The sequence below is a fragment of the Microlunatus capsulatus genome, from assembly GCF_017876495.1.
Lineage (GTDB): Bacteria > Actinomycetota > Actinomycetes > Propionibacteriales > Propionibacteriaceae > Microlunatus > Microlunatus capsulatus.
Genome location: NZ_JAGIOB010000001.1, coordinates 2024570 through 2042990, shown reverse-complemented (window position 1 = coordinate 2042990; position 18421 = coordinate 2024570). Strand labels below are relative to the sequence as shown.

At 73.7% G+C, this 18421-nt stretch carries 20 protein-coding genes and 2 tRNA genes; 10 read left to right on the top strand and 12 right to left on the bottom strand.

Features of this window, described 5'->3' with window-relative positions; all coding sequences use genetic code 11:
- Positions 1 to 24: 24 nt before the first annotated feature.
- Genes JOF54_RS09400 through JOF54_RS09390 form a run of 3 tightly spaced genes read left to right on the top strand, consistent with a single transcriptional unit; the run spans position 25 to position 2855 of the window.
- The gene (locus JOF54_RS09400) at positions 25 to 498 is read left to right on the top strand and encodes a DUF4870 domain-containing protein (protein WP_210055041.1); all 474 of its coding nucleotides are present in this window, start codon (positions 25 to 27) and stop codon (positions 496 to 498) included.
- Positions 499 to 552: 54 nt separating this feature from the next.
- Positions 553 to 1578: an alpha/beta hydrolase gene (locus JOF54_RS09395; RefSeq protein WP_210055039.1), complete on the top strand. Its 1026-nt coding sequence runs from the start codon at positions 553 to 555 to the stop codon at positions 1576 to 1578.
- A 17-nt stretch (positions 1579 to 1595) separates the two neighbouring features.
- Positions 1596 to 2855, top strand: coding sequence for an NAD(P)/FAD-dependent oxidoreductase (locus JOF54_RS09390; RefSeq protein WP_245359551.1), 1260 nt, complete (start codon positions 1596 to 1598; stop codon positions 2853 to 2855).
- Between the two features lie 49 nt (positions 2856 to 2904).
- Here the strand turns inward: JOF54_RS09390 and JOF54_RS09385 are convergent, their stop codons facing one another.
- The 5 genes from JOF54_RS09385 to JOF54_RS09365 all read right to left on the bottom strand — a co-directional run bounded on the left by JOF54_RS09385 (position 2905) and on the right by JOF54_RS09365 (position 5509).
- Positions 2905 to 3681 (bottom strand): fructosamine kinase family protein, encoded by a 777-nt coding sequence (locus JOF54_RS09385; RefSeq protein WP_210055035.1) that lies wholly within the window; start codon positions 3679 to 3681, stop codon positions 2905 to 2907.
- Positions 3678 to 4415 carry an anti-sigma factor domain-containing protein gene (locus JOF54_RS20930; RefSeq protein WP_210055033.1) on the bottom strand — a complete coding sequence of 246 codons (738 nt, stop codon included), beginning with the start codon at positions 4413 to 4415 and terminating at the stop codon, positions 3678 to 3680. The genes JOF54_RS09385 and JOF54_RS20930 overlap by 4 nt, the downstream gene beginning before the upstream one ends.
- Complete coding sequence (locus JOF54_RS09375) at positions 4399 to 4956, bottom strand: RNA polymerase sigma factor (protein ID WP_210055031.1); 558 nt, start codon at positions 4954 to 4956, stop codon at positions 4399 to 4401. The genes JOF54_RS20930 and JOF54_RS09375 overlap by 17 nt, the downstream gene beginning before the upstream one ends.
- Before the next feature lie 311 nt (positions 4957 to 5267).
- A tRNA-Phe gene (locus tag JOF54_RS09370) sits at positions 5268 to 5341 on the bottom strand.
- A 94-nt stretch (positions 5342 to 5435) separates the two neighbouring features.
- Positions 5436 to 5509: transfer RNA gene (locus JOF54_RS09365), tRNA-Asp, on the bottom strand.
- A 243-nt stretch (positions 5510 to 5752) separates the two neighbouring features.
- Between JOF54_RS09365 and JOF54_RS09360 the strand changes: the two genes are divergently transcribed.
- The 6 genes from JOF54_RS09360 to JOF54_RS09335 all read left to right on the top strand — a co-directional run bounded on the left by JOF54_RS09360 (position 5753) and on the right by JOF54_RS09335 (position 10945).
- The gene (locus JOF54_RS09360; protein WP_210055029.1) at positions 5753 to 7612 is read left to right on the top strand and encodes a SpoIVB peptidase S55 domain-containing protein; all 1860 of its coding nucleotides are present in this window, start codon (positions 5753 to 5755) and stop codon (positions 7610 to 7612) included.
- Between the two features lie 172 nt (positions 7613 to 7784).
- On the top strand, positions 7785 to 8150 hold the full coding sequence (locus JOF54_RS09355; protein WP_210055026.1) for a tautomerase family protein: 366 nt from the start codon (positions 7785 to 7787) through the stop codon (positions 8148 to 8150).
- 101 nt (positions 8151 to 8251) lie between these two features.
- Complete coding sequence (locus tag JOF54_RS09350; RefSeq protein ID WP_245358030.1) at positions 8252 to 8650, top strand: universal stress protein; 399 nt, start codon at positions 8252 to 8254, stop codon at positions 8648 to 8650.
- 97 nt (positions 8651 to 8747) lie between these two features.
- Positions 8748 to 9281, top strand: a complete 534-nt coding sequence (locus JOF54_RS09345; protein ID WP_210055022.1) for a gamma carbonic anhydrase family protein — start codon at positions 8748 to 8750, stop codon at positions 9279 to 9281.
- Positions 9282 to 9353: 72 nt separating this feature from the next.
- On the top strand, positions 9354 to 10295 hold the full coding sequence (locus JOF54_RS09340) for a DUF808 domain-containing protein (protein WP_210055020.1): 942 nt from the start codon (positions 9354 to 9356) through the stop codon (positions 10293 to 10295).
- 164 nt (positions 10296 to 10459) lie between these two features.
- Complete coding sequence (locus JOF54_RS09335) at positions 10460 to 10945, top strand: VOC family protein (protein WP_210055019.1); 486 nt, start codon at positions 10460 to 10462, stop codon at positions 10943 to 10945.
- A gap of 24 nt (positions 10946 to 10969) precedes the next feature.
- Here JOF54_RS09335 and JOF54_RS09330 read toward each other — a convergent pair whose 3' ends face one another.
- From JOF54_RS09330 to JOF54_RS09310, 5 genes are read right to left on the bottom strand one after another with little or no spacing between them, the layout of a single operon-like run.
- On the bottom strand, positions 10970 to 11611 hold the full coding sequence (locus tag JOF54_RS09330) for a DUF1345 domain-containing protein (protein WP_210055017.1): 642 nt from the start codon (positions 11609 to 11611) through the stop codon (positions 10970 to 10972).
- Positions 11612 to 11667: 56 nt separating this feature from the next.
- Complete coding sequence (locus JOF54_RS09325) at positions 11668 to 12225, bottom strand: type 1 glutamine amidotransferase domain-containing protein (RefSeq protein ID WP_210055015.1); 558 nt, start codon at positions 12223 to 12225, stop codon at positions 11668 to 11670.
- Between the two features lies 1 nt (position 12226).
- Complete coding sequence (locus tag JOF54_RS09320; RefSeq protein ID WP_210055013.1) at positions 12227 to 13387, bottom strand: glutathione-independent formaldehyde dehydrogenase; 1161 nt, start codon at positions 13385 to 13387, stop codon at positions 12227 to 12229.
- A gap of 43 nt (positions 13388 to 13430) precedes the next feature.
- Positions 13431 to 14582 (bottom strand): zinc-dependent alcohol dehydrogenase, encoded by a 1152-nt coding sequence (locus tag JOF54_RS09315; RefSeq protein ID WP_307803996.1) that lies wholly within the window; start codon positions 14580 to 14582, stop codon positions 13431 to 13433.
- Between the two features lie 20 nt (positions 14583 to 14602).
- Positions 14603 to 15094, bottom strand: coding sequence for an SRPBCC family protein (locus JOF54_RS09310; RefSeq protein WP_210055009.1), 492 nt, complete (start codon positions 15092 to 15094; stop codon positions 14603 to 14605).
- Between the two features lie 283 nt (positions 15095 to 15377).
- On the opposite strand from JOF54_RS09310, the gene JOF54_RS09305 reads away from it, so the two are divergent.
- On the top strand, positions 15378 to 16388 hold the full coding sequence (locus JOF54_RS09305) for a LysR family transcriptional regulator (RefSeq protein ID WP_210055007.1): 1011 nt from the start codon (positions 15378 to 15380) through the stop codon (positions 16386 to 16388).
- On the opposite strand, the gene JOF54_RS09300 is transcribed toward JOF54_RS09305, so the two are convergent.
- Positions 16363 to 16995, bottom strand: coding sequence for a M73 family metallopeptidase (locus tag JOF54_RS09300; RefSeq protein WP_210055005.1), 633 nt, complete (start codon positions 16993 to 16995; stop codon positions 16363 to 16365). The genes JOF54_RS09305 and JOF54_RS09300 overlap by 26 nt on opposite strands.
- Positions 16996 to 17344: 349 nt before the next feature.
- Positions 17345 to 17857, bottom strand: coding sequence for a DUF4396 domain-containing protein (locus tag JOF54_RS09295; RefSeq protein ID WP_210055003.1), 513 nt, complete (start codon positions 17855 to 17857; stop codon positions 17345 to 17347).
- Between the last annotated feature and the right edge of the window lie 564 nt (positions 17858 to 18421).

The following is an 18421-nucleotide window of genomic DNA, read 5'->3' as shown; positions in this document are numbered from 1 at the left end:
GGCCTCCGGGCCTAGCCTGGCGACATGAGCCAGCCGAGCCCGGAGCCGTCCGGACCTCCTCTGCAGCACCCCCACCCGGGAACTCCGTTCGCTGAACCGCGTCCGGGGCCCTGGGGTGGTGCCGCGTCGGCACCCTCGACCCCGGGAGCTCCGCGGCCGGTCGCCGGAACGCCGCTGAGCCGTGGCGACGAGGACCGCTGGGCCCTGCTGACGCACCTCTCGGTCCCGGTCACCGGGTTCGTCGGGCCTCTGGTCGCGCTCCTGGTGCTCGGCGACCGCAGCCCGTGGCTGCGCGCGAACGCCCTCGAGGCGCTGAACTTCTCGCTGCTCTACACGCTCGTCGTGGCGGTGAGCGGTGTGCTGACCGTCCTGCTGGTCGGCTTCGCCGTCCTCCCGGTGGCCTTCGTCGCGGCCGTGGTCCCCGCCGTCCTCGCGGCCCTGGCCGTGCGCCGCCACGAGCTCTACCGCTACCCGGTCAGCTGCGGCCTGGTCCGCTGACCGCCCTCGAGCCGCTCGAGGGGTCCCCGGCCCGGCTCTGCCACCCTGGGTGGTGTGAGGTCATGGCACCCGGACCTGCTGCCGGGCTACGAGAGCACCGAGCTGCCGCTGCCCGGCGCGCCGGCGGCGGGGGAGCCGGCGGGCACCGGGCTGGTGGCCACCCTGGTCCGGCGGGCCGGTCAGCCGCGCGGTGACCGGCGGCCCGCCGTCCTCTACGTGCACGGCTGGAACGACTACTTCTTCCAGACCCACCTGGCCGACGCCCTCGAGGACCTCGGCCTCGCGTTCTACGCCCTCGACCTGCGCCGCTACGGCCGCAGCCTGCGCCCGGGCCAGCTGCGGGGGTTCGTCACCGACCTCGCCGAGCACTTCGAGGAGCTGGACGCCGCCGCCGCCGTCCTGGCCGAGGACCACGACGGGCTGCTCCTCGTGGGGCACTCGACCGGCGGGCTCGTCAGCGCGCTGTGGGCGGCCGCCCGGCCCGGCCGGGTCGACGCGCTCGTCCTCAACTCGCCGTGGCTGGACCTGCAGGGCTCGGCGCTGGTCCGCACGGTGGGCAGCCCGATCGTCGACGCCCTGGGCAGTCGGAACCCGACGTCGGTGCTGCGGCTGCCGCCCGACCTCGGCCACTACGCCCGGGTGCTGCACGCCGACCACGGCGGCGAGTGGACCTACGACACCGCGCTGAAGTCCAGCCCCAGCCCGCCCGTCCGCGCCGGCTGGCTGCGGGCGGTGCTCGCCGGGCACCAGAAGGTCGCCGCCGGGCTGGGCCTCGAGGTGCCGGTGCTGGTCCTCGCGTCGGCCACGAGCGACTTCGGCCGCCGCTGGCACGAGGGCCTGCGGGGCGCCGACACCGTGCTCGACGTCGAGCAGATCGCGCTGCGGGCCGTCCGGCTGGGGCGGCACGTGACGCTGGTCCGGGTGCCCGACGGGGTGCACGACCTGGTGCTCTCGGCCCCCGCCGTCCGGGCCTCGGTGCTCGCGACGACCGCCCGCTGGGTCCGCGCGTACGGCCCGGTGCCCAGCATCACAGGGGGTGGGGACGGGGCCCGCTTGGGAGGAGGCTCCGACACTGATTGAATGGGCCTGTGACTGAGATGCCGCACGTCGTCGTTGTCGGAGCAGGATTCGCCGGGCTGTCCGCGACGGCAGAGCTGGCCAAGGAGGGCTTCCGGGTCACCCTCATCAACCGGCACCCGTACAACACCTTCCAGCCCCTGCTCTACCAGGTGGCCACCGGGGGCCTGAACGCCGGTGACGTGACCTACTCGCTGCGCTACTTCGCGGCCCGCCACAGCGGCGTCCGCTTCCGCCGCGCCACCGTGACCGGCATCGACCACGACGCCAACGAGGTCCTCTGCGACGACGGCGTCCGGGTCGGCTACGACTACCTCTGCCTGGCGACCGGCATCACCACCAACCACTTCGGCATCCCCGGCGCGGCCGAGTACACGATGTCGATGTACACCCGCGCCGACGCCCTCAAGGTGCGCGACACGATCTTCGGCTCGATGGAGATCATCGCCGGCATGTCGAGCCCCAACACCGGGGCGTTCACCATCGTCGTCGTCGGCGGTGGCGCCACCGGGGTCGAGATGGCCGGCCAGCTGGCCGAGCTGAAGACCGAGGCCCTGCCCGCCACCTACCCCGAGCTCAACCCGGCCCGCGTGCACGTGGTCCTGGTGGAGATGGGCGACGCGCTGCTCGCGCCCTTCGAGGACTCGCTGCGCCAGTACGCGCTCAAGGAGCTGGTCAAGCGCGGCGTCGACGTCCGGCTCAAGACCGCCATCACCGAGGTGCACCCCGACCGGGTGGACTTCAAGGACGGCACCACCCTGCCGGTCGACCTCGTCATCTGGGCGGCCGGTGTCTCCGGCAGCCCGGTGCTGCGCGACTGGGGCATCCCGATCGGCCGCGGTGGTCGCATCGAGGTGAACTCGGACCTGCGCGTCATCGGCCACGAGAACGTCTTCGCCCTCGGCGACGCCAGCCTCACCGTGGAGAACCCGCTGCCGCAGCTCGCGCAGCCCGCGATCCAGACCGGCAAGTTCGCCGCCGACCAGATCGCCCGGCTGCACCGCGGCCTGGAGACCGAGAGCTTCAAGTACCACAACAAGGGCACCATGGCCACGATCGGCCGCGGCGACGCCGTGCTGCAGATGCCCCAGGGGCTCAAGCTCAAGGGCGTCCTGGCCTGGCTGGGCTGGATCTTCCTGCACATCGTCTACCTGCTGGGCAACCGGAACCGGGCGCAGACGCTGCTCAACCTGTTCTCGCGCTACCTGCTGCCCAGCCGCTCCAGCGCCATCGTCGGCGACGTCATGGAGACGCCGAAGCTCAAGGCGATCCGCAAGTAGGTCGTCCCGCCCCGCAGGGGCTCAGGTCCGGGTCGTCCCCCGCCGTCGGTCAGCCGACGGAGCGGAGGGCGGCCCGTTCTGCTTCGTCCCCGTACCCGGCGCCGTGGCTGACCGCGTGCACCAGCAGCGGGTGCAGCTGGTGCAGGGGCAGCAGGTCGCGCCAGCCGGCGTCGAGGTCGGCCGCCGCGGCGTAGGCGTCCATCACCGCCGCCAGCTCGGGCAGGCCGAACAGGTCCAGCATCGCCAGGTCGGTGAGCCCGTGCCCGCCGTGGGCGGCCGGGTCGATGAGCACGATCCCGTCCGCCGTCGGCACGACGTTGCCGGACCAGAGGTCTCCGTGCAGCCGGGCGGGCGGTCGGCCGTCGTCGAGCTCGCCGGCGACCAGCCGGTCGGCGACCCGTTCGACGGCCCGCAGCCCGGACGCTCGGAGGGTCCCCCGCCGCGCGGCCGCCCGCGCGAACGGCAGCACGCGCTGCTCGGCGTAGAACCGGCCCCAGGTGGGCGTCGGGACCATGCTCATCGGCTGCCGGCCGATCCAGCCCTGCGGCGGACGCCCGGGCGGGGGAGTGCCGAAGGCGTCCGCGCCGGCGGCGTGGGTGAGAGCGAGCGCCGCGCCGAGCTCGCGCGCCGCTGTTCGCGTCATCCGGATGGGGTGCAGTCGCTGCAGGACCAGCCGGTCGGCCGTCACCGCGCGGACCTCCACGACGGCGGCCGCGCCGGGCCCGGCCGCCGCCAGCCAGGCCAGCCCCGCCGCCTCGGCGGCGAAGAAGCCGGGGGCGGCGTCGGGGTCGTGCTTGGTGAAGACCTCGCCGGGGGCGGAGGTCACACCGGCAGCTTGCCGCGCAGCATCGAGTTCCCCGAGTGCCGGAAGTTGTCGTCGCCGGCGGGCTCCTGGGAGACGTCGACCAGCCGGAACTCCTGGAGGTCGATCGTCGGGGCGATCGGGAACCGGCCCCGGCCGTCGACCAGGTAGCCCATGGCGATCATCGGGTCGGCCGTCGTCGTGGTCATCCAGACCTCGCGCGGGCCGTCGGCGGCCTCGGGGGAGCTGACGGTGACCACCAGCGTCCGGTTCCCCGCGCCGTCCTCCTCGACGACGGCGCGGCCGGAGGAGCCCGGCCACGACGGCAGGGCGTTCAGCGGCACGGAGGCCACCTCCCGCTGCCCGCCCGGAGCCACCCGGTCGAGGTTGGCGCCCACCCCGACCCCGACGGCCAGCGCGAGGGCGGCGGCCAGGACGAAGGCGGCGACGCGGGTCCGGCGCCGCTCGCCGGGACGGCCGGGAGCGGGGACCGGGGCGACGGCGGACGGGGGCCCGGCGGGCGGGGTGCCGGAGCCGGCCGACGTCAGGCCGAGCTCCTCGCTGATGTGCTGCCACACCTCGGGCCGCGGCGCGACCAGGGTGGCCTCGCCGGCCCGGCGCGCGCTGCCGGCCGCGGCGGTCAGCGCCGCCAGCTCACCCCGGCATCCGGGGCACCCGGAGATGTGCTCGAGGTCGGCGTCGGTGGCGGCGTCCTCGCCGAGCGCGAGGAGCGCGAGGACGTCAGGACTCGTGTGCACTGCTGGCGACCTCCATCCGGCGTCGGAGCTTGATGAGGCTGCGGCGGATGTGGCTCTTGACCGTGCCCGGGGGGAGCTGCATCCGCTCGGCGATCTGGGCGTGCGTCAGGTCCTCGTAGAAGGCCATCCGCAGCACCTTCTGGGGGACGGCGTCGAGCTTGGCGATCTCGTCGGCGATGATCAGCCGCTCGGCGATGTCCAGGGTGTCGGGCGCGAGGGGCAGGTTGGCCCCGACCTCGTTCTGGATCCGGCGCTGCTTCGTCCGGGCGGCGTGGGTGTCGGCGACCTTGTTGCGGGTGATGCCCATCAGCCAGGCGGAGATGCTGGCCCGGTCCGCCTTGTAGGTGTGCCGGCCGGTCCAGGCCGCCACGAAGACCTTCTGGACGACGTCCTCGGCCTCGGTCACGTCGCCGAGCGAGCGGAGGGCGACGGTGAAGACGAGGGCGGAGAAGCGGCGGTAGATCTTCTCCAGGGCGCGCTCGTCACCCGCGACGAACGCCTCGACCACGGCGCTCAGGTCGTCGTCTGGCGTGACGGTCACGACCGCTGGTTCCCTCCGTGGTCTGAGCATTCACCGGCTCCCGTCGCCGGTCGCCGTCACTCTAATCGACCGTCCGGGGTGAAGCCGAACCCGTCGGGGACACCGGACCCGGCCGGCGCGCCCGCGGGGGGCGGCGGGCGGGAGCGCAGCCCCTCTGCTCACCGGTGCTCCGTCCTCTCGTCCCGTGCCGTGGCCGACGCGGCCACGGAGGTGGGACGTCGTGCAGAGGGTTCGGAGCGGGGGCCGGGCTTGGATGCAGCCGGGGGCCGCGCGACCCGGGGATGACGCCGGGTGGCTGGGTGAGGAAGGGGTGGCCAGGGCCGGGTTCGAACCGGCGACCTTTCACTTTTCAGGCGAACGCTGCTACCAGCTGAGCTACCTGGCCGAAGCCCGACAGCTGGCGGGAGACTTCTCCCACCACCGGCTGACGAACACAGAAGCGGTGACTCCCCAGATAGATGGAGACATCACCGCTCTCGCGACCCCGACGGGACTCGAACCCGCGACCTCCGCCGTGACAGGGCGGCGCGCTAACCAACTGCGCTACGGGGCCTTGCTGGCCCAACTCGCTGCACCCTCACCGGGTGCCCGCGAAACTATAGCCCACCGGACGGGGTGGCTGGAAATCGTGCCCGGCCCGACGTCCGCGGCCGGTGCCGACGGCGAATCGTGACCTTTCCGTGCGCCTTTCGTGCCCCCGCCCCCGGTCGCCGACGGCTACGGTCCCTGGCATCGCCGGGTGCCGCCCGTCGAGCGACCGCGCGGTCCGGGACCGCGGAGGACACGAGGAGTCCGGATGCAGCGTGCAGCACGACGTCGGTGGCAGGTCCGGTCGGCGGGAGCCGGCCTGGCCGTCGCCCTGGTGGCCGGGGTGCTGGCCTCACCCGCCGCGGCCGGGCCGGCCGTCCGTCCGGCCGCGGTCGACCCCTGCCCCGCCCCCGTGCCGGTGGCCGAGGTGGTGCCCGGCACCGTCGGGGAGGGCCTCACGGTCGTCCGCGGCACCACGCCGCAGCCCTTCGCCGTCGAGGTGCTCGGCGTGCTCCCGGACGGCATCGGCGCCGGCAAGGACATGATCGTCGTCGAGGTCTCCGACGTCGCCGGCGGCCACGTGGTCGACCAGGGCGGCGGCGGGATCTGGGCCGGCATGTCCGGCTCGCCGGTCTACGTCGGCGGTCGGCTGCTGGGCTCGGTCTCCTACGGCTTCACCAGCGCCAACTCCCCGATCGGCGGGGTGACGCCCGCCGCCGACATGCTGCCGCTGCTGGACCTCGGCGTCCGGCCGGCCGCCCGTGCGGGCGCCGTCCGCGAGGACCGCACCGTCGCCCTGCCGAGCGCCCTGCGCCGCCAGGTCAGCAGCCGGGCGGCCGCCGCGGTGCCCCGCGGGGGCCTGCAGCGGCTCCCGGTCCCGCTCTCGCTGAGCGGCCTCAGCTCCGACCGCGTCGCCCGCTTCCAGGCGGGGGCGGACGCCGCCGGTCTCTCGGTCCTGGCCCACGCCGGCTCCGGACGGGCGGCCCCGGCCGCGGCCGGCCCGCTCGCCGTGCCGGTCCCCGGCGGCAACTTCACCGGGGTGCTCTCCTACGGCGACGTCACCGCCGCCGGCACGGGCACCACCACCGCCGTCTGCGGTGACCAGGCGCTCGCCTTCGGCCACCCGCTCGCCTTCGCCGGGGCCGTGTCGTACGGCGCGAGCGTCGGCAGCTCGCTGGCGATCATCCGCGACGACGCCTTCGGCGCCTACAAGCTGGCCACGGTGGGCGACCCCGTGGGCATCGTGGACCAGGACCGGACCTCGGGGCTGCGCGCCCGGCTCGGCGTGCTGCCCCGCACGGTCCCGGTCACGACGACGATCCGGAACTCGACGACGGGCCGGGCCCGGACCGGCACCACGCGGGTCGCGGCCCCGGACATGCTGCCCGAGATCGCCGCCTACGCCGCGCTCGCCAACTTCGACAACGTCTTCGACGAGGTCGGCGACGGCCGCGCCAGCAGCCACTGGGTGATCACGGGCACCCGGGCGGGCGGCAAGGCCTTCACGGTCAGCCGCACCAACCAGTGGGCCTCGCGCGATGACATCAGCGCCGAGCCCGCGTTCGACCTCGCCTACGCCGTCGACTCGCTGGTCAACCAGGACGACGAGGCCGTCACCATCACCGGCGTCACCCTGGAGTCCAACGTGACCAGCGACTTCCGCCAGTACCGGGTGGCGAAGACCGAGGTGGCCGTGGGCAAGGGCGCGTACCGCGCGCCGTCCTCGGTGACGGTCAAGGCCGGCACCACCCTCAAGGTCCGCACCACCCTCAAGGCGTTCCGCAGCAGCACCGTCCGGCGGGTCGTCAGCACCGTCAAGGTCCCGGCCCGCACCCAGGGCCAGTCCGGGGTGCTGCTCGTCGCGGGCGGCCAGGGCTCCAGCGTGCTGGGCGAGGACGAGGACGAGGGCTGCTTCCTCGACCCGTCGGCTTGCGACGACGAGCTGTCGGAGAGCCTGGACGGCGTGATCGCCGGCCTGAGGAAGGCGCCGCACAACAACGACCTGGCCGTCAGCCTGCTGCTGGGCTCGGAGGACGACGACGACTTCAGCACCGTCCGCGAGACCCGGCTGCCGCAGCGCTACACCGTCACCGGCGCGGGTTTCGTGGGGGTGCAGGTCCGCCGCTGAACCTCCTGACGTCCGTCGCCCCCCGGGCCCCGTCGTCCTCCCGCCCACCGGCGGGGGACCGGGAGCCGGGGGGCGACGTGCGTCCGGGGCGCCTGCGCCAGCCTTATTACTTTCTGTAACAATGGCCGGGCGGCGGACGACGGTCGTCCGCCGGCCGACGAGGAGGACCGTCATGCCGCACGTGCGCATCGACATGCACCGGGAGCTCGCCCCCCGGATGAGCCAGATCAGCGACGCCGTCCACGCGGGCCTGGTGTCGGGTCTGGACATGACCCCCGACGACCTGTTCCAGGTGTTCCGGCTGCACGACGAGGGCGAGCTGGTCTACTCCCGCACGTTCCCCGACGCCGACCGCACCGACATCGTCTTCATCGAGATCCTCGCGTCGCCGGGCTACACCGACGAGCAGAAGCAGCGCGGGATGACCGCCGTCGCCGACCGGGTGGCCGAGGTGGGGATCAAGAAGGACAACCTGCTGCTGGTCCTCGTCGAGACCGCGCCGGGCGTCGCCTGGCACGCTCCGGCCGCCGAGGGCTGAGAGGCGTCCCGGCGCGCGTCGCCGGGACGCGGTTCCCCCAGGGGCCCGGGGCGGACAGGATGGGCGCACGGCCCGTCCGTCCGCCCGACCCCAGGAGAACCATGAAGATCGTCGTCGGCTACACCCCCACCCGCGAGGGCCAGGCAGCGCTCGAGCACGCGAAGGGGGCGGCGCTGGCCGCGGCCGGGTCGCTCGTGGTGGTGAACACGGGCAAGGACGGCAACTACGCGTCGCCGCTGTTCGCCAGCCAGCCCGACCTCGACGCGCTGCGCGCCGAGCTGGAGCGCGAGGGCATCGAGCACGAGGTGCGGCAGCCGGTCGACGGCCGGCCCGCCGCCGAGGCCATCCTGGCCACGGTCGACGAGGTGGGGGCCGACCTCTTGGTGATCGGCCTGCGCCGCCGGTCGCCGGTCGGCAAGCTGCTCTTCGGGAGCACCGCGCAGCAGCTGCTCCTCGACGCCGCCTGCCCCGTGACCGCCGTCAAGCCGCCCGCGGTCTGACGCGGGGGCCGGCCACCCGTGCCCTGAGCGTGTCGAAGGGCCTTCGACGAGCTCAGGGCTGCAGCGGTCGCGCCGGAGGCCTCGCTAGCCTGCGGAGATGAGCCTCCGTCCGCTGGTCCTGCCCTACGAGGGCCTCGAGCCCCAGATCGACCCGACGGCCTGGCTGGCGCCGAACGCCACCGTCGTCGGCGACGCCCACGTGGGCGCGCAGGCCAGCATCTTCTACGGCGCGGTGGTGCGGGCCGACATGGCCGCCGTCCGGCTCGGCGCCGGCAGCAACCTGCAGGACAACGTCGTCGTGCACACCGACACCGACCTGCCCGCGCTGATCGGCGCGGGGGTCACGGTGGGGCATGCGGCGGTGGTGCACGGCTGCGTCGTCGAGGACCGGTGCCTGATCGGGATGAACGCGACCGTCCTCAACGGCGCGGTCGTCGGCGCCGGCTCGCTGGTGGCGGCGGGGGCGGTCGTCCGCGAGGGTGCGGTCATCCCGCCGCGGTCCCTGGTCGCCGGCGTCCCCGGCCGGGTGCTGCGGCCGCTCACCGACGACGAGCACGCACGGGTGGTGGCCGGGGCCGCCGTCTACGTCGACCTCGCCGCCCGGCACCGCGCGGCGCTCGCCGGGTCCTGAGCCGCTCGCGGGGTGCCGACCTCCCGGGGCCGATAGCGTTCTCCCCATGACCCGACGACCGCGGACTGCCCGATGAGCGGCCTCCTCGCCCTGTTCGACGACGTCGCCGCCATGGTGAAGATGGCGGCCGCCTCGGTCGACGACGTCGGTGCGGCGGCCGGCCGGGCCAGCGCGAAGGCGGCCGGCGTCGTCGTCGACGACACCGCGGTCACCCCGCGCTACGTGCACGGCTTCACCGCCGACCGCGAGCTGCCGATGATCAAGCGGATCGCGCTGGGGTCGCTGCGCAACAAGGTGCTGGTGATCCTCCCGGTGATCCTGCTGCTCAGCCAGTTCCTGCCCTGGCTGCTGACGCCGATCCTCATGGTGGGCGGGGTCTACCTCTGCTTCGAGGGCGCCGAGAAGCTCTACGAGAAGGTCTCGGGGCACCACGCCGAGGAGGAGGCACCCGCCGCGGCGCGCGGCGCCGACCAGGAGGACGTGATGGTCAAGGGCGCCATCCGCACCGACTTCATCCTCTCCGCCGAGATCATGGTCATCTCGCTCAACGAGGTGGCCGACGAGGGCCTGCTGTCGCGCGCGATCATCCTCGTCGTGGTCGCGATCGGGATCACGCTGCTGGTCTACGGCGTCGTCGGGCTCATCGTGAAGATGGACGACGTCGGGCTGCACCTGTCCGGGCGCAGCTCCGCGGCCGCCCGCCGGGTCGGCCTGCTGCTGGTCCGCGGGATGCCGAAGCTGCTCGCGCTGCTCTCCACCGTCGGCGTCGTGGCGATGCTCTGGGTCGGGGGCCACATCCTGCTGGTGGGCGCCGACGAGCTCGGCTGGCACGCCCCCTACGCGCTGGTGCACGGCGCCGAGGAGGCCGCCGCCCACGCGGTGCCCGCCGTCGGCGGGGTCCTCGGCTGGCTGGTCAACACCGCCGCCTCGGCGGTGATCGGCGTCGTCGTCGGCGCGGTGGTGGTCGCGGTGCTGCACCTGGTGCCGCGCCGGGCCCGCGCCGCCCAGCACTGAGGGCGCCCGGCCCTCGGAGGGTCGCCAGGGTGGGTGTTCATCCCAGGGTGGGCCCGGCTCCGGCTCGCTAGGGTCGACGCGAGCCCACGACGACGAGCGGCCGACGGCGCTGGTCGGCGCGGCCCCGGCCACGCCGTCGCCGGGCTGACCTCGGAGGAGACCCGATGCCCGCGTTCGCCGGGATCAACCACCTCGCGCTGACCGTCCGCGACCTCGACGTCAGCACCCGCTTCTACCGCGACGTGCTGGGCTTCGTGGTCGTGCTCGACACCGGTCCGGCCCGCGTCTGCATCCACCGGGCCACCGGGTTCACGATCGCGCTGATCCGTCCCGAGGGCGGGACCGGCGAGCGGTTCAGCGCGCTGCGGACCGGGCTCGACCACCTCGGCCTGGCCGCCGCCTCGCGCGAGGAGCTCGTCGTGTGGGAGGAGGTCCTGCAGGCCGCGGGCGTCCCGTGCAGCCCGATCCAGGACATGCCGCTGGGCCACCACCTGAACTTCGTCGACCCGGACGGCATCGCCCTGGAGCTGCAGGCGCCCAACGCCCTCTACCTGGCCGCGCTGGCCGAGCTGCGCACCTCCCCGATGTCCGACGACGAGGTGCGGGCCCGCGCCGCCCAGCTCCTCGAGGCCGCCGCCGCCTCGTCGTAGCACCGCGCGGGACGGGGAGCAGGCTCAGCCCTGGCCGAGGTTGGTGACGAAGTTGATGGCGACGGCGATGACCACGGTGCCGAAGAAGTAGGACAGCAGCGCGTGCTGGAGGGTCTTGCGCCGCATCAGGCTGCTGGTCGGCTCGATCTCGGAGACGGCGAACGACATGCCGACCGTGAAGGCGAGGTAGGCGAAGTCGCTGTAGCGGGGCGGGTCCTTCTGCTTGACGTCGAACCCGCCCGACGCGTGGTCGACGAAGTAGAGGCGGGCGTACTTCAGGGCCCAGACCGTGTTGACGAGCGCCCAGGCCACCATGGTGCCGAGGACGCCCAGGACGACCAGCAGCACCGACACCGGATCGGGGTCCTGGCTGTTCGTCTGGGTCAGGGCGACGACGACGGCGACCAGGCTGGCGAAGCAGGCGGTGACGACGGCGTCGTCGGTCACCCGGGAGGAGGACTCCTCCCGGGCGACGCGACGGGTGCCGTCCGCGTCCTGGGGCCAGCACAGGCGCCAGACCCAGACGAGGGCGAGGACGCCGGCCGTGCACCAGCCGACGAGGGGGCCGAGCCGTGCGTCGACGGCCAGGCCGGAGACCGTGCCGGTCACGACGCCGGCACCGGCGCAGATGAGGGCGCGGCGGGTGGACAGGACACGGTCGGCCACGTGGTGCTCCTTTCTCCGGGGAATGGGGACGTCCGGCGCAGGGCCGGACGCGCGGCTCAGGACCGTCGGGGACCCGCGCCGAACTCCTGCACGATGCGCTCGCAGAAGGCCGGCAGGTCGTCCGGCGACCGGCTCGTGGTGAGGGTGCCGTCGGTGACGACCTGCTCGTCGACGACGTCCGCCCCCGCGTTCCGGAGGTCGGTGCGCAGGCTCGGCCAGGACGTGAGCCGCCGGCCTCGCACCCGGTCGGCCTCGACCAGCGTCCACGGCCCGTGGCAGATCGCCGCCACGGGTCGGCCCGAGTCGACGAACGCCTGCACGAAGGCCACCGCCGTGGCGTCGGTCCTCAGCTGGTCGGGGTTGACCGTCCCGCCCGGCAGCAGCAGGGCGTCGAACTCCTCGGGGGTGGCGTCGCTGACCTCCCGGTCGACGCCGAAGGTGCCGGCGTCCACCAGGTCGTGGTCCCGCGCTGCGATCTCTCCCGTCTTGATCGAGAGCAGGACCGTCTCCGCACCGGCCTCGTCCAGGGCCTTCCGGGGCTGCTCCAGCTCCAGCCGCTCGACCCCGTCGGCCGCCAGGATGGCGACCCGTCGTCCGCTCAGCTCGCCGGCCACGTCACACCCCCGCCGTGGCGCCGTCAGGGTGCAGGACGACCTTCGTCCACCCCTGCTCGCGGTTGTCGAAGTGCTGGTAGCCCTCGGGCGCCTGGTCGAGCGACAGCTCGTGGCTGACGATCCAGGACGGCGTCGCCTTCCCGCCGGCGATGAGGTCGCGCAGGGCCCGGTTGTACTTCTTGACCGGGCACTGCCCGCTGCCGAGCTTCTGGCCGCGGAACCAGAACTCGCCGAAGTCGAAGGCGACGGCACCCTGCCGGGCCAGCTCGTCCGGCCCGCCCGGGTCCTGGGGGATGAAGACGCCGACCACGCCGATCTCTCCCGTGAACCGGACCGACTTGACCAGGTTGTTGAGCGTCAGGTTCGGGTGCTCGTCGCCCTGGGGGTCGTGGGCCTGGTAGCCGACGCACTCGCAGCCGTTGTCCGCGCCGAGGCCCATGGTCATCTCCATCACCGCCTGGACCGGGTCGACCAACGAGTCGTCGATCGGGATGGCGCCGATCTCCTCGGCCTTCTTCAGCCGGTCGGGGTGCCGGTCGACGACCATCACCTTGCTCGCGCCCTTGAGCACGGCGGAGTAGGCGGCCATGCAGCCGACCGGGCCGGCACCGTAGATGACCGTCTGGTCTCCCGGCTTCACGTTGGCCAGCTCGGTGGCGTGGTACCCGGTCGGGAAGATGTCGGCCAGCATCACGTAGTCGGTCTGCCGCTCCTCGGCGTCCTCGCCGAGCCGCAGGCAGTTGAAGTCACCCCAGGGCACCCGGAGCAGCTCCGCCTGGCCACCGGCCCAGGGACCCATGTCGGCGAAGCCGTACGCCGCTCCGGCCCACTCGGCCTTGGGCTGCGCGGTCAGGCAGTAGTTGGTGAGGCCGCGCTCGCAGTTCTTGCAGTGACCGCAGGCGACGTTGAACGGCAGGACGACGTAGTCGCCCACCCGGACCTTGTCGACGCCGGCGCCGACCTCGATCACCCGGCCCAGGTTCTCGTGCCCGAACCATCGACCGGTCTCGAAGTCGGTCCGGCCCTCGTACATGTGCAGGTCCGAACCGCAGATGTTCGTCGTGGTGATCTGCACCAGGACGTCGGTCGGACGCTCGATGCGCGCGTCCGGCACGTCCTTGACGCTGACCTTGCGCGGGCCCTCGTAGACCACGGCCTTCATGTCGTACCTCCTGTCGGTGGGGTGCTGCGCCGGTTCCTGCTGGTCACCGGCCGGGCTGGAAGACGGCGCGGACGCAGCCGTCCTCCTTGTTCTTGAACATGGAGTAGCCACGGGGACCGTCCTCGAGGGGGAGGACGTGGGTGGCCAGGTGCTCGGTGCTGATCTCGCCGGCGGCGATCCGCTCGAGGATCATCGGGATGTAGCGGTGCCCGTGCTGCTGGGCGCCGCGGACCGTCATGCCCTTGTTCATGATGGCGCCGAAGGGGAACTTGTCGACGAGCCCGCCGAACACGCCCAGGGCGAACAGGCTGCCGCCCTTGCGACAGGCGTAGATGGCCTCGCGCAGCGCGGTGGGCCGGTCGGACTGCAGCCGCAGCTGCTGCTTCAGCTGGTCGTAGAGGTACTGCGGTCCCGTGCTGTGCGCCTCCATGCCGACGGCCTCGATGCAGACGTCGGGCCCGCGACCGCCGGTGCGCTCCTTCAGCTCGGCGACGACCTCGTCCTGGGTGTAGTCCAGCGTCTCGGCGCCGATGTGCTGGCGCACCTGCTGCAGGCGGTTCTGCAGCCGGTCGATGACGACGACCTGCTCCGCGCCCAGCAGCATCGCCGCCCGGGCCGCCATCTGGCCGACGCCGCCGGCCCCCCAGACCGCGACGGTGTCACCGGGGGTGATGCCGGCGAGGTCGGCCCCGGTCCACCCGGTGGGGGCGGCGTCGGAGGCGAACAGAGCGGCGAGGTCCGAGACGCCGTCGGGGACGGGGAAGGCGCCCTCGTCGGCGTAGGGCACCCGGACGTACTCGGCGTGGCTGCCGGCGAACCCGCCGAGGGCGTGGCTGTAGGCGAAGCAGCCGCCGATGGAGGAGCCCCACATCGTCTCGGTGAGCGCCGGGTTGGGGTTGCCGTTGTCGCAGAGCGAGTACAGCTGGTGCTGGCAGTACCAGCACTGCCCGCAGGAGATGAACGAGCACACCACGACGCGATCGCCGACGTGGTGCTTCTGCACGGCCGGGCCCACCTCGACCACCTCGCCCATGAACTCGTGGCCGAGCACGTCGCCGGCGCGCATCGTCGGGATGTAGCCGCCGAGCAGGTGCAGGTCCGACCCGCAGGTCGTGGTCAGCCGCACCTTGAGGATGATGTCGCGGTCGTTGAGGATCGTCGGGTCGTCGACCGTCTCGACGGCGGTCTCGTTCACCCCGGTCCAGCACAGGGCCCTCACAGCACTCCCTCCCCACCGGCGCGCTTCGTGGCCGCCTCGACGACGGCCCCGGTCGGCGTCGGTGTCCGTCGGCCGTGCGGCGTCGGGTCGACGCGCAGCACCTCGCCCACCTCGATCAGCTGCTTGGCCTCGCGCAGCGCGGCGCGGACCCGCTGGCGGGGGTCGTCCCCGGACAGCCGGGCCGCCGCCGATGCGGCCCCGGAGGGCTCCGGCCCCCGGAGCCGGGCGCGCAGCTCGCTGCCCCGCCCGGCCGGTGCGGGCCGCACCTCCACCTCCACCAGGTCGCCGAGCTCGGCCAGCGGACCGGGCGCACGTCCCTCGGGCATCACCTCCTCGGGGCTGCGGTTGACGGTGACCGCTCGCCACCGCGACCGCGGCTCGCCGCCGCCCCCGCTGCTCCCGGCGACCCGCTGCTGCAGGTGCCGGACCAGCACGACGGCGCCGCCGCCGACGGCCAGCGCCGCGGTGCTGATCGCGCGGGCGGTCACCGGACGCCCCCGTCAGGGGAGCTGGGTCCGGCGTTCACCGCCGGTCCCTCCGGACCGGGCCGCGGGGGCCCGGCCGCAGCAGGGCAGGGGTGTCCTGGGTGGACGACCATGTTCATCACGCCTCCTGGAGGTAGACCGTGGGTCGGCGAGGGCGGTTCGTGGGTGCCGGGACGGCACCGCTCCTCCGTCCTCACCCGCCCTGTACCTGCGGGCGTGCGATGGATGCACCCGACCGGGGTGGAGCTCTTGTCCTGCCGTGAGGGCGGGACTAACGTGCCTGGTCATGGAGCTCCGTCAGCTCCGCTACTTCGTGGCGATCGCCGAGGAGCGCCACTTCGGGCGGGCCGCGCAGCGGCTGAAGATCGCCACCCCGACGTTGTCGCAGCAGCTCCGGGTCCTGGAGCGCGGGCTGGGCGTGGTCCTGGTCGAGCGCGCCCGCCCCGGACCGGTGACGCTGACGTCGGCCGGTGAGGTGCTGCTCGCGCACGCGCGGGTCCTCCTCACCCGGGCCGACCGCGCCCGCGAGGAGGTGCGGACGGCCGCGGGGGAGCCCGAGCAGGTCCTGCTGCGGGTGGCGTCCGGCGCGGAGGTCCTGCTCGCCCCTCACCTGCGGCGGTTGGCCGCCGATCCCGCCCTCGGCGTCGTCCTGATGACCAGCTCCACCCAGGACGCGCTCGTCGCGGTGCGCGAGGAGAGCGCGGACGCCGCCGTGGTGTGGGACGGAGGGGGCGAGGAGCTGGGCCTCGCGGGCGCCCTGCTGCTCGAGGTCGACGTCCACCTGGCGCTGCCCGCGGGCCACCGCCTCGCGGCCTCTCCGCGCGTCCGGGTGGCGGACCTCCGCGAGGAGCCGGTCGTCATGTTCCCCCGGCCCCTGTCGGCCCACGCGTGGGACCGGATGCAGGGTCACCTGCTGCCTGAGGGCCCGAGCCGACCGGGGCAGCTCGTCACCGAGTCGAACGCCACGACCGGGCCCGACATCGTGCTGCGGGGCGTCGCCGCCGGCAAGGGCGTCGGGCCCGCGGTCCTCCCGCTGAGCGAGCCGAGGCGCTCCGAGGGCGTCGTCCTCCGCCCTCTCGACCCGCCCCTCACCCTGCCTCTGGAGCTGACGTGGAGGGAGCCCGCCGGACGTGCCCTCCAGCGCGTCGTCGACCTCCTCGTCGCCGCGGCCCGGCGGCGGGGCGGGCCGGTGCGGGCGGGCTGGGGCGGTCGCCGCTGGGTGCCGGCGTTCCCCACCGGGTCGGAGACCCGCGGTCCGGTGCGGGACGGGATCAGCTGTTCTGGGCCTCGAAGGTGAGGCCGAGGGCGGCGGTGCCGCCCTGGGTGCTGTCCGGTGCCTCGGTGCGGACGGCGTAGGTGACCTGGTAGGTGCGGGTCTCGTCCGCCGTGCCGGTCGGGGCCCAGGTGCCGACGCCGGTGCCGAAGCCGGTGGCGGTGGAGGCGAACCCGGCGACGGTGCCGGAGTAGAGCTCGGAGCCCGAGGGCAGCGGGGTGAAGCCGGCGCAGGAGCCGAACGAGCCGCCGGTGCCCTGGACGACCTTGAGGTTGATGTGGGCGGCCAGGTTCTTGGTCGTCGTCGCGCCGGTGGCGTAGAGCTTGACGTTCGAGGCGAGGGAGCCCTTGGAGGTGACGGTGATGCACTTCTCGCCGGTGGAGCCGGGCTTGAGGTTGGCGGCGGTGAAGGCGGCGGTGCCGTTGTCGTCGTCGGTGAGCGCGACGGTGCCGGTGGCCCAGTTGTTGGTGGGGTTGACGGTGGTCGCGGAGTAGGCGGAGTAGGAGGCCTGGGAGACGACGAGGCCGGAGACGGCGACGGCGGCCGGGACGGCCAGCAGGGTGGCGACCTTGGCGAGGCGGCGGGACGGGCGGCCGGCGGTGCGGGCGGTGCAGGTGGCGGTGGTGGTCACGGTGGCTCCTGGCGGTGAGGGCTGGTCGGGTGTCTCGAGCTGCCCCCCGGCCGGCTCACCTGCCCGTCCGGGCTGGTGAGAAGAACTCTGCCCGGGCGACCTCCACGGCCCCTCTGCGCTGACGGCCGGTTCCCGCGAGCACTTCCTCAGGAGGACGCCGCACCTCGACGTGACCTCAGGATCGGCTCAACCGCCCCGTCGTCGGCGGGCCGGCGCTCCACCCGGGTCCGGCGTCGGAGCCACTCGTCGTCCCGTTCCGCCTACCGCGGGGACCGGTGCTCGTGCGTCCCGGACGGGTCCGCGGGCGGAGCCGCCCTCAGCGATCACGGCAGCGGGGGCCGTGGCGGGATCAGTGGTGGTACTGGTGGACGACGGCATGGCCCTTCCCGCGTCCGATCAGCGCGCGGTTGACCGGGACGGTGACGGCGAAGGCGATCAGCAGGGCGGCGGCCAGGCTGCCCCAGAAGAGCGGGCTGGTCAGTCCGGCCTCCAGGGCGCCGGGGACGGCGAGCACGACCGCGTTGTCGACGACCTCCATGGTGAGGATGGAGACGGTGTCGGCAGCGAGCGCCACGGTGATGGCGGTCCTCAGCGGGAGGCCCGAGCGCAGCACCGGCCCCAGGGTGAGGGCGTAGCCGAAGAGGAAGGCCAGCGCGACGGCGAGCACGACGGTGGCGCCGTTCGACCAGCCCCACCAGGTGCCGAGGACCATGCCGAGCACCTCGCCGATGGCGCAGCCGGTGAGGCAGTGCAGGGTGGCGGACACGGCGAGCCGGGTCAGCGCCTTCCCCTTCGGCTGGTCGATGGGGTGGTGAGGGTGTCCGTGGTGCTGACGGCTGCTCAGGGGTCCGGTGGCGGTCATGCCAGCCCCAACCGCGTACCCCGGGGGGGTATTCCGAAAGGCGCGATCCGATGTCGAGGGCTCCGGGCGGCGGCGCCGTCTCAGCTCCGGCCAGACCGAGCGCGGGGTGTGTTCCAGCGGCGTCTCCGGCTCGAGTGCCGGGGCATCGGCCAGCTGCCGTCTGCCGCATCTCCTGGTCGGGAGGCTGTCTGCTGGCATCCCCAACGGGATTCGAACCCGCGCTGCCGCCTTGAAAGAGCAAACCGGTGCTGTCCGTGGACGTCCACCGAGAGCGTTTCACGCTCAAAACAGCGGTTTGGACCACTCATCGTCTGCAGCTCTCTGCCACCGGTTCCGACGTTTGTGTGTCCCGAATGTGTCCGCGGACCAGCTGTCGCCAGCACTGTTCGATCACGGACTGAGCCGGTCCGCGGCCCCAGTGAGGTGGCGGCCCGATGACCAGCCCAGATGCTCGGCACCGGCCGGGGTCAAGGGTGGCCGAAGGTCATCGCGCAGCGACGCGCAGCGCCCTTGATGCCGGTCGGGGTCGTGCAGATCCTGTGTGATCGGGTCGTCGCCGACCCC